Raw genomic sequence first — 13021 nt, forward strand, 5'->3', positions numbered from 1 at the left:
GAACCGCGGCGCCAGCCGCCAAAATTACAGAAGTTCGTCGAGGAAGTGACCGGGCAGGTTCTGCAGGATCGGATGGTCCTGCCCGTCATGGGATTGCGTGCGCAACACGTGCAGCAGGCCGACCACCCCCGGGCCCGCGTCCAGCAATGGTCTGCTCCAGCCCAGTTCGGCGCAGGTGCGCAGGACCGGCAGCACCAGCCCGGTCGCTTCCCCGACCCATCCCGCCGACGCGAGGCATTCGGCGAGTAGCAAGGTCGCGTCCAATTCCGCGCGGGGACGGCCTTGTTCGAGCGTCTTCGCGTAGATCACCCTGGCATGGCGTGCGGCGCGATCATCGGCGCGCAGCCGTTGTTCGGCCAGCAGGATCCGGATATCGGCGATGGCGCGCGCCTCGGTGATCAGCGCGGCGGCGCCCTTCTTGCGCCGCGCGCCGTTGCCGGAGGTGTCGGGAACGAAGCCGTCGTCGCCGGCGGGGAATCCGAGCCTGGACCGTTCGGCCCGCACCTGGGCGTCCAGGCGGGCCAACCCGTTCTCCGTGGCCACTCGCGCGCCTTCGTCGAGGCGCGCCGAGGCCGTGTACTGGTCGCCGAGCGCGGCCTTCACCCTGGCCCCGGTCACGAAGGTCGCGATCAGGAAGTCGACGGGACCGACCCGGGTGACCAGCTCGTGGCTCTCGTCGAGGAGCCGATCAGCCAGTGTCAGATCGCCTCGGCGATAGGCCAGATCGCCGAGCAGCGCGGCCGCGATGCGTGCGGCGTCCGAGCGCGGACCCGCCCTGGTTCGGGCAGCCTCGTAGGCCTGCTCGAAAGCGGTGGTAGCGGCGGCGATGTCGAGTTGCTCGTAGGCGGCGTCGCCCAACGCGCAGAGACCGAAGACCGGACCGAGCGGGTCCTTCGACTGGGAGTGATAGTCGGCTGCCCAATTCTGTAGGTCGGTCACCGCGTCGAAGTCGAACTCGCACAGCCGAACGAACGACATCAGATTGGCGGCGGTCGACACCGTCCAGGCGGGCAGGTCGCCGGGCTCTTTCAGAATGCCGGCCAGGCTGTCGGCCACCTCGGCGATGTCATCGTGTGCCACCCGATCGGCGGCGTCTAGCACCGTTGCCACACACCGCTGTTCGGTCAGTTCCGGCGCACCGGGCGCGCTGCGGGCCAGCAGGTTCGAGAGCCTGCCGAGCGCGCTGCGGGCGGTCCCGGTCTGCTGCATGTTCATATTCGCCCTCGCCACCGCCATCAACAGCTTCGACCGCGACGTCACCTGCTGCACAGGCAGTTTCGAGACAGTGCCGAGCAGGGTGCCCAGCCGGGACCCGTCGATCAGGTCCATGCCGCCGCTCTCGAGCAGGTCGGCGGCGAGTTTGAGATCGGTCGCCGCCAGTGCGTGATCCACCGACTTGCGCAGCAGCTGATGCTCGGCGTACCAGCGAGCAGCCTTGCGGTGCAGTGTTTTCGAACGCCCGGGATGTTCGCGATCGAGCCGGGCACGTAGATGCTCGGCGAACAGCGGTTGCATGCGATACCACTCAGGATCGTGCTGGATCCGATGCAGGAAGAGTTCACGCTGCTCGGCCTGGGCCAGCATCGCGGCGCCGTCGGCGACGTCAGCGAGCACCCCGGCCAGGGAGCCGTTCACCCGCTCGACCACCGAGATCGCCATCAGGAACTCCAGTTGCTCCGGCGCCAGCGCGTCGAGCACGTTCTCGGCCAGGTACTCCCGCATCCCGTGCCCGCCCTCGGCGAGCGAGGCGAGCAGCTGCGTCGGGTCGGCCTTACCGCGCAGCGTCAGGCTCACCAACTGGATCGCGGCGGGCCAGCCGTCGGTCGCGAGGTGGATCTGCTCGACCTGCTCGTCGGTGAGCGCGAAACCGTTGCGTTCCACCAGGATCTGACGAGTCTCCGATTCGGTGAGCCGCAAGGCGGCGGCGTCCAGCTCCACCAGTTCGTCGCGCACCCGCAACCTGCTGATCGGCAGGCCGGACTGATCGCGACTGGTGATGACGAACCGCACGTGGTGGCAGCCGTTGTCGAGCAACGTCGCCATCGCTCGTTGCACGCCGGGGTCGCGCACCCGGTGCCAGTCGTCGACCACCACGACCACCGGTTGCCCGCTGGCGTGGATCTCATCGATCAGCGTGGCGATCACGTAGGCGACGGCGTCGGCGGGACGCTCCTCCAGCACCTGTTCCAGGCCCGCGCCGACATCGGGGCGCACGCGGCGGATGGCATGGATGAGATGGGCCAGGAACCAGATCTCGCTGTCGTCGTCCTGGTCGACGCCGAGCCACGCCACCGGGATATCGCGGGTGGCCAGGTCCGCGCGCCACTGCGTGGCGATGGTGCTCTTGCCGAAACCGGCGGGCGCGTGGATCAGGGCGAGTCGGCGCGCGCCGCCCTCACGCAGCACGTCGAGCAGGCGCTGGCGGGGGAAGGGCTCGCGCGCGGGCGTGGGCGGGCGGAATTTGGTGGCGGCGGTCGGCGGAAAGGTGCCGGTCGTCGAGCTCGGCATGGGTACCGAGGCGCCCGCGGGCTGCAGGGTCAGCGGCCAGCTGCGGCGGCCGGTGACCGACTTCAGAACCTCCGGGGCGTCGTCGGTGGTCTCCTCGGAGTCGAGCAACGCCATTTCGTCCGGCATCTGGCCGTGTGCGCGCTGGACTTCGCGCAGCATCTCGCCGAACTCGTAGGCCGAGGCCGGACGGTCGGCGGGCTCGGGGGACATGGCGCGTTCGATCACTTCCGCCACGTCACCGGGGATGTCCTGGGCACGCAGGTCGGGAACGTCCTGGGTGGTGATGCGCAGGAACTGGGCGACCACCTTCTCCCCCGCGTGGCGTTCGAACGCGGCGTGGCCGGTGAGCAGGGCGAACAGGGTCGCGCCGAGACCGTAGATATCCGACCGAACGGTCGGTTCATTGCCTTTGAGTACCTCCGGCGCGGTGAACGCGGGCGAGCCGGTGATCAGGCTGCTCGACGTCTGGAAGCCGCCGGGGATGCGGGCGATGCCGAAGTCGGTGAGTTGCGGTTCGCCGTAGCCGCTGATCAGCACGTTCGCCGGTTTCACATCCCGGTGCAGGATGCCCGCCCGATGCGCCGACTCGATCGCCGCCGCCAGCTTCACCCCGGCCCGCAGGGTATCCGACCAGGTCAGCGGGCCGCGATCGTGGATGAGCCGTTCGAGTGAGCCACGCGAGCAGTACGGCATCACGATCAGCGGCAGCCCGGTCTCGGTCACGTCCACCTGCAGGATGTCGACGATATTCGGGTGACCGGACAGCCTGCCCATCGCCTGTTCCTCGCGCAGGAACCGCTCCCGGCTCTCCACGTCGATCTCCGAGGACAGCACCTTCACCGCGACCACACGATCCAGCGCCGGCTGCAATGCCCGGTACACCACACCGAACCCGCCGCGCCCGATCTCCTTGGCGCCCGTGAGCCCCATGGCATCGAGTTCCGCGATCACGGCTTCGTCGGGCACCCCCGGCGCCATCGTCCGCTGCGTATTCAGCCCCACCGGCGCCGCCTCGGCAGGCCCGCGCTGCATACGCGTCTGCTCCGGATCCATGTGACCACCTCTCACCATCGGCGTCACCGGCGTTTCGGTCGGTATGCGGGCCGTCACCGGCATCACCGCACATATCCAAGCTAGCGCGATCCGGCATCTATCGGGTGGAGATTCGACGCTGTGGCGGCAACGGTTGTCCGAACCGGAATTCAGCGCACAGCGAGCGCGATCAACTGGGTGCGCTGTTCCGACGCGAAGTTGTTGTCCGCGACCAGCACCAACGTGCGTTCACCCGAAGGCAGGCGCGGGCCCCACGTCATCGCCTCGATGTTGTCGACCGCCTCGATCCCGAGGTCGGCGAGATCGGCGACCAGCCGTTTCGTGACCGGACGAGCACCCGAGATCGGCGCGTCGAGCACAGTGCTCGCGGACGCGGTGTCGATCTCGAAGATCCGCACCCGATTTCCCACACCCTTGGCGAAAGCCCGTTCGACCACCAGGAATCGAGTCGGATCGAGCGTGTCGTCGGCGAGGATCGCGGTCACGCCGTTGCTCGCCTGGCCGGCCTCCGGCCGGGACTCGGCGAATACCGGCTCCAGCGGATAGGCGTACTGGGCCAGCACCGGCCCGAACCTGGCCTGGACGGTGATGCGCGTCGTCGCCCCCGCCGTCGTGGTCGCGCCCGGCCCGTCCTGGAGCAGCGGCCCTTCCATCGCGGTCACGAACAACGCGCCGCCTGCCGCGAACGTCGCCCCTTCGAGCGCTTGATTCTGCCGCGGCCCCGAATCCGCGCGCATCCGTTCGTTTTCCGGAATCGGCAACTCCGCGACGAACCCACCGTCCGCCCGGGCTACCCGCACCGACGGATCGGCGAGCACCCCACCGGCGCGCTCTCCCTCCTGCGTCCAGAAGTAGTCCCCCGTCCACGGATCGACCCGAATATCCTCCGGATCCACCGATTTCGGCGGATACACACTCCCGTCAGGCCGCAGCAGCGGCTTCGTGCCGACGAAGCGCACGGGACCGATACCGTCCTCCCCCAACGGAATCCGAGCCGTGTATACCCGCGCAGGTCCCTTCTCCGACCGGTCATCGCTGACCAATACGAATTCCCCACTGCCGGACAGGTAATCGATGCCAGACAGCCCACCGACCACCGTCGCCTCGAATTCGAGATCGTGCTCGACTACCTGCTCACCCAATACCCGCACCCCACCGGCCTCAGCCCCCGCATCCGGCACCACGCCCCCCGCGACGACGATTCCCAGCACCACTGCGGCCACCCGATGTCCCATGGACGACAAGCTATCCACCCCAGCACACCCCCAGGTGAACGCCATCCGAACTGTCGGACCTCCGCCGGCGTCCCTTGCTACCTTCCGCGAATCGGCGAAGAATTGGACCCGCGGTGGGCTCGGCCGTGGGCCGCACTGGGCTCCACGCGGTGGACCACGACATGACCGCTCATCATCCGAGCAGAAGTGAGATGTCATGTCCACGCTGGTACGCATGAGTTTCGACGCGCCCGAGGAAACCCGGCCGTTCGAGCAGGGCAAGGGTCGACTCGACCTGGTCAATGTCGAAGGCGGCCCGGTCGGCCGTGCGATCTTCGAACCCGGTTGGCGATGGAGCGAGCACGTGAAACCGATCGCGGGCACCGACAGCTGTCAGGCCGCGCACATCGGGTACTGCCTGTCCGGGCGGATCGTGGTGGAGATGGACGACGGCGAGCAGCTGGAATTCGGCCCCGGCGACGTCATGATCGCCTCCCCCGGACACGATGCCTGGGTCGTCGGCGCCGAGCCGTGCGTGGTGCTCGACTGGCAGGGCTACGCCGACTACGCCAAGCCGCGATAAACGGCGAACGCCCGCCACCTCAGCGAGGTGACGGGCGTCCGGACCCGGCCGAAACCGGAACTACCGACTTACTTGCGCAGCGAGGCCGGAACCTCGAAACGCGGGCCGAACTTCGCGGCCAGCTCGTCGGCGCGGGCCACGAAGGCCTCCTGGCCACCGGGGTAGCCGACGATGAACTGGTGCGAGCCACCCGACCAGGCCGGGAAGCCGATGCCGAAGATCGAGCCGATGTTCGCGTCGGCGGTGCTGGTGAGCACGCCTTCGTCGAAGCACTTCTGGGTCTCGATGGACTCGGCGAACATCATCCGGTCCTTGAGGTCCTGGAAGGTGACACCCTCCGGGAGCTCACGGCTCGAGCTGAAGATCTCGCGCAGCTCGTCCCACAGGCCGGTGGCCTTGCCGTCGACGTACTCGTAGAAGCCCGCGCCGCCCAGCTTGCCCTTGCGGTCGTACTTGTCGATCAGGGTGTTGAGGACCTCGGCGGTCTTCGCGGACGCGGCGTTGAGCTCGCCACCAGCAGCGAGGATGGCCTCGGAGGTCTCCTTGTAGATCTTCTGCATCGTGGTGAAGTTCAGCTCGTCGCTGAGCTTCAGCGGCGCGGCCGGGTAGCCCGCCTGCAGCCCGGCCTGCTCGACAGTGGCCGGGTCGATACCCTCGGCGACCATCGAGATGGCCTCGTTGATGAAGGTACCGATCACGCGCGAGGTGAAGAAGCCACGGCTGTCGTTGACGACGATCGGGGTCTTCTTGATGGCGAGGGTGTAGTCGTACACCCGAGCCAGCGCCTCGTCGGAGGTGTTCTTGCCCTTGATGATCTCCACCAGCGGCATCTTGTCCACGGGGGAGAAGAAGTGGATACCGATGAAGTCCTCGGACCGCTTCACGCCCTCGGAGAGCAGGGTGATCGGCAGGGTGGAGGTGTTCGAGCCGAGCAGGGCATCGGCGTCGACGATGTCCTCGATCTCCTGGAAGACCTTGTTCTTGAGGTCCGGGTTCTCGAACACGGCCTCGATGACGAAGTCGACACCCTTGAAGTCGGCCGCGTCGGCGGACGGGGTGATGCGAGCCAGCAGCGCGTCGGACTTCTCCTGCGTGGTCTTGCCACGCGAGAGTGCCTTGGCCTCGATGGCCTCGGCGTAGCCCTTGCCCTTGACGGCGTTGGCGAGCTCGACGTCCTTGAGCACGACCTCGTAGCCGGCCTTGGCCGAGACGTAGGCGATGCCCGCGCCCATCATGCCGGCGCCGATGACGCCGATCTTCTTGATCTCACGCTTGGGCACATCCGCGACGGACGGACGCGAGCCGCCACCGTTGATGTGGTTGAGGTCGAAGAAGAACGCCTGGATCATGTTCTTCGCGACCGGACCGGTCAGCAGGCTCGTGAAGTAACGGCCCTCGATGGTCAGCGCGTTGTCGATGTCGACCTGCGCACCCTCGACCGCCGCGGCCATGATGGCGCGCGGGGCGGGCATGTTGGTGCCCTTGATCTGCTTGCGCAGGTTGGCCGGGAACGCGGGCAGGTTCGCCGCGAAGGCCGGGGTGGACGGAGTGCCGCCGGGGATCCGGTAGCCCTTCTTGTCCCACGGCTGCGCCGCTTCGGGGTTGGCCGCGATCCACACCTTGGCGGCGGGGATCAGTTCCTCGACCGTGGCGACGACCTCGTCGATCAGGCCGATTTCCTTGGCCTTGGTGACGCGGTGACGCTGGCCCTGCAGCAGCACCTGCATCAGCGCGTTCTGCAGGCCGAGCATGCGCACGGTGCGGGTCACGCCGCCGCCACCGGGCAACAGGCCGAGGGAGACCTCGGGCAGGCCGATGGCCGAACCCTTGACGTCGGCCGCGATGCGGTAGTGGGTGGCCAGCGCGATCTCGAGGCCGCCACCGAGGGCAGCGCCGTTGATGGCGGCGACGACCGGCTTGCCGAGCTGCTCGAGGCGACGCAGCGGGGCCTTGACGTCGGTGACCATCTTGACGACCTCGGCCGCGTTGTCCGGGCCGACCTTCATCATGTTCTTCAGGTCGCCGCCGGCGAAGAAGGTCTTCTTGCCCGAGGTGATGACGACACCGGTGATGTCGTCCTTCTCTGCCTCGAGGCGGTCGACGGTGGCGTTCATCGACGCGAGGTACGCGTCGTTCATGGTGTTGGCGCCCTGGCTGGGGTCGTCGATGGTGAGGACGACCACGCCGTCGGCGTCCTTCTCCCAGCCGATGATGTTGTCAGTCATAGTTTTTCGTTCTCCTGTGAGAAGTTTCGGCCGGGAATCAGACGCGCTCGATGATGGTGGCAACACCCATGCCGCCACCGATGCACAGCGTGATCAGGCCGTAGCGCGCGTTGCGACGCTCCAGCTCGTCGAGCACCGTGCCGGTGATCATCGCGCCGGTGGCACCCAGCGGGTGGCCCATCGCGATCGCGCCGCCGTTGACGTTCAGCTTCTCGTCCGGGACGTTCAGGTCCTTCTGGAACTTCAGCACCACGGAGGCGAAGGCCTCGTTGATCTCGACGAGGTCCATGTCCTCGATCGTCAGACCGGCCTTGGCCAGCGCCTTCTTGGCGGCCGGGGTGGGACCGGTCAGCATGATGGTGGAGTCCGCACCGGAGGTGGCGGTCGCGACGACGCGGGCACGCGGGGTCAGACCCGAGTTCTTGCCGGCCTCTTCGGAACCGACCAGCACCAGGGCGGCGCCGTCGACGATGCCCGAGCTGTTGCCACCGTGGTGGACGTGGTTGATCTTCTCGATGTAGGTGTACTTCTGCAGCGCGACGGCGTCGAAGCCACCCATCTCACCGACACCGGCGAAGGACGGGTTCAGCTTGCCCAGGTCGGCGGCGGTGGTGCCGGGACGCATGTGCTCGTCGCTGTCGAGCACGACCAGGCCGTTGATGTCCTTGACCGGAACGATCGACTTGGCGAAGTAGCCACCGGTGGTCGCCGCGGCGGCCAGCTCCTGCGAGCGCACGGCGTAGGCGTCGACATCATCGCGAGTGAAGCCCTCGATGGTGGCGATCAGGTCGGCCGAGACACCCTGCGGCACGAAGTAGCCGTCGTAGTTGGTGGCCGGGTCGAGCGCCCAGGCGCCGCCGTCGGAGCCCATCGGCACGCGCGACATCGACTCGACGCCACCGGCGATGACGAGATCGTCGAAGCCGGAGCGAACCTTCTGCGCAGCCAGGTTCACGGCCTCGAGGCCGGAAGCACAGAAGCGGTTGAGCTGGAAGCCACCGACGGTGTCGGGCAGACCCGCGATGGTGACCGCGACGCGGGCGATGTCCATGCCCTGGTCACCGACGGGGGTGACCACGCCGAGGATGAGGTCCGAGATCTGGTCCTCGTCGAGGTTCGGGAAGCGGCCACGCAGCTCCTGGATCAGACCAACAGTCAGATCGATCGGCTTGACCGAGTGCAGCGAGCCGTTCTTCTTGCCGCGGCCGCGCGGAGTGCGGATGGCCTCGTAGATGTAGGCCTCTGTGGTCATATCGGAGTGTTTCCTTCCTTGGGGTGCGGTGGCCGCACGAACGCCACGACCAATTGTCTCGACGCCGTACAAATCCCGGCAAGCACCAGCGGAGCATAGAACCATGCCCATCCGGCGATCCCGGCCACCCGTTCATACTACCGTGGTGTGCGAACTCCGGTTAACTTAACGCGGTCAGGACGGTGGCTGTCAACTATCCAGACTCTTTGCTCCGAACTGTTCACGTAGCAACGCCAGAGCGACCTCGTCCGGGTCCTGGCGGTCACCGGGGGCCACCGGCACCGCGGCGGCGGCCAGCATCTCCCGTTCTTCTTCGGGGGTCGGCGGGGCGAGAACGGCGGCGCTGCGCGCGGAATCCGAGCCGGATCGGGACTCCGGCCCGTCGTCCGGGCCGGGATCGTCGGGCAAGTCGGGGAAATCGGGCGGCGGAATGTCATCGTCGGGCGGTCGGTTCGCCCGGTTCGACGACTGGTTGCCCCCGGCCTGGCTCGGCCTGGAGAACTTCGGCCGACCCGCCGGCTTGCTCTCGGGAGTTCCCGTCGCCCGTGCCGCCCCGGCCTTGGCGGCGGGCGAGGGTCGCGGCGCGGGAGCTCCGGTCTCCCAGCGCACATCCAGTTCACGCCCGAGCACGGCCCGTACCGCCGAACGCACGGCGTCGATATTGCGCGGATCGGACAGTCGCTGCGCCAACGGCGGGCTCTGATGCGCGAACACGATCACGTCACCGTCGACCCGCGATACCGCCGCGCCCGACAAAAGCGCCTGCAAGGTAGCCCCGAACTCCCGCACTCGACCCTTGATCTCCGGCCACGCGGCATCGACGATGGCGACCAGCTCCTCGGCCACAGCTGGCGGCTTGGCCGCGCTGACCTGCGGCTCCGCCTGTGCCGGGGCGTCCTCGACCGGTGTCGGCGCCTGAGCGGGTTCGGGCTGCACCGGCGAATCCGCCTGCGGTGCTACCGCTTCCGGAACGGGCCTCGATTCGGCGGCGCGGCGCGGCGCGGCGGCTTCGGCCGGCGGCGCGGGGAGGCGCTCGGCGCCAGAGCTTTCCGGTCGTGCGCTGAGGTCGGACCGCGCGGCGTTCTCATCTCCGGTCGGCGAGACTTCTGTCGTAAGCGGTTCGGGCGCAGCCTCTTTTGAGGACGTGCTGGCAACACCTCGGCCGGAATCGACTGGCGGCACAGCATCCGCAGATTGCACAGCGGGCGGTGCGGACTGCGTGGGCGACTCGGACTCCGCCGATTGCACCGGCGGTGCAGATTGCCCGCGTGGGGCGGGCGCTGCGGCCGCCGGGGTCGAGTCGGAGGTCACGGCCGTCGGGAGCACAGTCGAATCCGAGGTCACGGCCGCCGATGTCACAGTCGAGTCCGGAGTCACGGCCGCCGAGGGCGTAGTCGAGTCCGGAATCACGGCCGCCGAGGGCGTAGCCGACGCGGCGGTTGCGGGAGCCGACGGCATTGTCGGGACAGAAGCCGCGGGGGCCGGAGGGGCGGTCTTCTGTTCCGCGACAACAGTGCTCGGAGCGCCGGGTGCCGACGAACCACCGGTCGTCGCCTCTTTCTCGGCGCGGGCGGCGGCGAGAAGTTCGGCGCCACGACGGCGGCTCTCCCCGCTCGACGTAGGCGCGGAAGGACGTTCCGCAGGCGCCTCACCTGCGGCAGGGCCCGGACGGGCCGGAGCGGGGACCGCTCCACCGGCGAACCCGCGTTCCAGGCGTTCCAGCCGTTGCAGCGTCGCCGACTCGGTGTCGGACACCGACGGCAGGAGCATGCGGGCGCAGATCACCTCGAGCAGGAGGCGCGGGGCGGTGGCGCCGCGCATTTCGCCCAGACCCTCGTGCAGGAGTTCGGCGTAGCGGGTGAGCGTGGCGGGGCCGAGGCGTTCGGCCTGGTCGCGCATCCGTTCCATGACATCGCCGGGACCGGAGACCAGACCGCGGTCGGCGGCGTCGGGGACCGCGCGCAGCAGGATCAGATCGCGCAGCCGCTCGAGCAGGTCGACGGCGAAACGGCGCGGGTCGTGACCCGCCTCCATCACCTGATCAACGGTATTGAACAGGGCGGCACCGTCATCGGCGGCCAACGCGTAGATCGCGTCGTCGATCAGCGCCACATCGGTGACGCCGAGCAGCGAGACCGCGCGCGGGTAGGTGACACCGTCTGGTCCGGCACCCGCAAGCAGCTGGTCGAGCACGCTGAGGCTGTCGCGCGGCGAACCACCACCGGCGCGGATGACCAGCGGATACACCGCCTCCTCCACCGGCACGTTCTCCTGCTCGCAGATCTTGCCGAGCAGTCCGCGCATGGTGGCGGGCGGCAGCAGACGGAACGGATAGTGGTGCGTGCGTGAGCGAATCGTCGGCAGCACCTTGTCGGGCTCGGTGGTGGCGAAGATGAAGATCAGGTGGGCAGGCGGCTCCTCGACGATCTTGAGCAGCGCGTTGAAACCGGCCGTGGTGACCATGTGCGCCTCGTCGACGATGAACACGCGATACCGCGACTCCGCGGGCGCGTAGAAGGCGCGATCGCGCAGTTCACGGGTGTCGTCGACGCCACCGTGGCTGGCCGCGTCGAGCTCGATGACGTCGAGATTGCCCGACCCACCGGGCCCGAGCGCCACACACGACGAGCACGTACCGCACGGCGTCGAGGTAGGTCCGTCCACACAGTTCAACGAGCGCGCGAGGATACGAGCCGACGACGTCTTACCGCAGCCACGCGGCCCGGAGAATAGATACGCGTGACTGATCCGGCCGGTATCCAGCGCCGTACTCAGCGGGTCGGTGACGTGCTCCTGACCCACTACTTCCGCGAATGTCGCCGGTCGATACTTCCGGTACAGAGCCACGACCCACAGGCTACCGAGCGTGTCCGACAGGCTTTATCGGCGGCTGGCACTGTGCGGTCGCGCGGTAACGAAGCGATGACCATGTTGTGATGCAAATCACATTGAAATGCGCGGTCTGAAGCGTAGAAGAAAAGCGGTCCGCTATGCGCAACGGTCGAGCTATCGACTGCCACCCGCGCGGCGAATCAGCTATCGACCAATCTGTCGATCCTGGTTACCGCAGAAATACATACCCATTCCCCGATTGACGGCTCCTTACTGGATGTAACGAAACAATGAATGGTCGTGACAGCAGCGCAAGTGCCTGGCTACCGTGGGTCTCGGCAACTTCGGTGGCCAAACCTTCATCAGGTTGGTGACCCCGGCCGGTCCCTCATCCCGACCGGGGCACAACCTTCGCGCACCGATCGCTCCCCCACCGCACCGACCGGAGGAACGTTTCACCGTGCTGTCGTGTGATGACATCGCAACCGCCTGGCTCGCCCACACCGACTTCGCCGGCGACAACGCCGCGGTCGGGCTACTGAGTCGGGCGATCAGCCCACAAGACTTCGACATCAAACGCGACTCGTTACCCGTCGCGGCCGCGGCCGACCCGGCAACCGCCGACGCCATCCTGCAACTGCTCGAACGCGGGCAGGTACCCACGATGGCGGCCATTCGCACGCTCACCGCGCAGAACGAGATGCGCCGCGAGGCCGAGCGGATCGAGCGGCTCGGCCGCCGCGCCCAGCGCAGCATCGACGAGTTCGGTCGCATCCTCGCCCGCCTCGCCGCCGCGCACTGGACCGACCACAACATCGGTCCGACCAGGCGCGACATCCTCGCCGATACCGAGGTCTGCGAACTCATCGCCGAACGGGTGGGTGAGATCGCGCCGTCGGCGGTCAAGCATCTGTGGCTGATCGAGCGGGCGCAGCGCGCCGGCTGGATCGCCTCGAACGCGAGCCCGGGGTCGCTGTGCCCGGCGCGGCGCTGGCACACCACGAAATATGGCAATCGAGTCTCGCAGAAGCCGGTCAACATGGTCGGCAAGCTGGTCGCGGGCTTCGTCGTGGAACACACCGCCGAACGGGGCAAGCCGCCGAGCTGGGCCGTGCTCGCCCGCGACGCGCGTGACGATCGCGGCCGCCGCCTGTTCTTCGACGTGGCCGACGCGCATGCTCAGCGGCGCTGGCTCACCACCGCCGAATGGCTCACCGACACCGATGACCTGCCCGTTCCCGGCAAGCGCGGCGTGCGGGCGCTGGCCAAGGAGAACCGGGCCTAGCGCCCGCTCAGATCGGACTGACGGGCTTTATCCCGTGCGCGTTCGGTAACTTCCTTGCAACGCATTCAC

At 68.0% G+C, this 13021-nt stretch carries 7 protein-coding genes; 2 read left to right on the forward strand and 5 right to left on the reverse strand.

The genetic code is table 11. The features are described from left to right. Nucleotides 1-24 precede the first annotated feature (24 nt). A complete protein-coding gene (locus NS1_RS30985) occupies nt 25-3561 on the reverse strand; it encodes a serine/threonine-protein kinase (RefSeq protein WP_062990202.1) in 3537 nt (1178 codons plus the stop codon). A 149-nt stretch (nt 3562-3710) separates the two neighbouring features. Next, nucleotides 3711-4796, reverse strand: a complete 1086-nt coding sequence (locus NS1_RS30990; protein ID WP_062990204.1) for an esterase-like activity of phytase family protein — start codon at nt 4794-4796, stop codon at nt 3711-3713. Nucleotides 4797-5010: 214 nt separating this feature from the next. Between NS1_RS30990 and NS1_RS30995 the strand changes: the two genes are divergently transcribed. Continuing rightward, the gene (locus tag NS1_RS30995; RefSeq protein ID WP_255284763.1) at nt 5011-5358 is read left to right on the forward strand and encodes a cupin domain-containing protein; all 348 of its coding nucleotides are present in this window, start codon (nt 5011-5013) and stop codon (nt 5356-5358) included. A gap of 68 nt (nt 5359-5426) precedes the next feature. Here the strand turns inward: NS1_RS30995 and NS1_RS31000 are convergent, their stop codons facing one another. The 3 genes from NS1_RS31000 to NS1_RS31010 all read right to left on the reverse strand — a co-directional run bounded on the left by NS1_RS31000 (nt 5427) and on the right by NS1_RS31010 (nt 11682). Beyond that, nucleotides 5427-7583 (reverse strand): 3-hydroxyacyl-CoA dehydrogenase NAD-binding domain-containing protein, encoded by a 2157-nt coding sequence (locus tag NS1_RS31000; RefSeq protein WP_062990208.1) that lies wholly within the window; start codon nt 7581-7583, stop codon nt 5427-5429. Nucleotides 7584-7620: 37 nt separating this feature from the next. After that, nucleotides 7621-8835: an acetyl-CoA C-acetyltransferase gene (locus NS1_RS31005; protein WP_056822029.1), complete on the reverse strand. Its 1215-nt coding sequence runs from the start codon at nt 8833-8835 to the stop codon at nt 7621-7623. 189 nt (nt 8836-9024) lie between these two features. Beyond that, nucleotides 9025-11682, reverse strand: a complete 2658-nt coding sequence (locus NS1_RS31010) for a DNA polymerase III subunit gamma and tau (RefSeq protein ID WP_062990210.1) — start codon at nt 11680-11682, stop codon at nt 9025-9027. A gap of 445 nt (nt 11683-12127) precedes the next feature. On the opposite strand from NS1_RS31010, the gene NS1_RS31015 reads away from it, so the two are divergent. Next, complete coding sequence (locus NS1_RS31015) at nt 12128-12952, forward strand: hypothetical protein (protein ID WP_062990264.1); 825 nt, start codon at nt 12128-12130, stop codon at nt 12950-12952. Nucleotides 12953-13021 lie beyond the last annotated feature (69 nt).

Origin of the sequence: Nocardia salmonicida NBRC 13393 (genome assembly GCF_001613085.1) — a bacterium.
GTDB classification, from domain to species: Bacteria; Actinomycetota; Actinomycetes; order Mycobacteriales; family Mycobacteriaceae; genus Nocardia; species Nocardia salmonicida.

Excerpts from the sequence above, each read along its gene's own strand:
- NS1_RS31000 (WP_062990208.1), bottom strand. The coding sequence starts at position 7,583 with ATGACTGACAACATCATCGGCTGGGAGAAGGACGCCGACGGCGTGGTC.
- NS1_RS30990 (WP_062990204.1), bottom strand. The coding sequence starts at position 4,796 with ATGGGACATCGGGTGGCCGCAGTGGTGCTGGGAATCGTCGTCGCGGGG.
- NS1_RS31005 (WP_056822029.1), bottom strand. The coding sequence starts at position 8,835 with ATGACCACAGAGGCCTACATCTACGAGGCCATCCGCACTCCGCGCGGC.
- NS1_RS30985 (WP_062990202.1), bottom strand. The coding sequence starts at position 3,561 with ATGGATCCGGAGCAGACGCGTATGCAGCGCGGGCCTGCCGAGGCGGCG.
- NS1_RS30995 (WP_255284763.1), top strand. The coding sequence starts at position 5,011 with ATGAGTTTCGACGCGCCCGAGGAAACCCGGCCGTTCGAGCAGGGCAAG.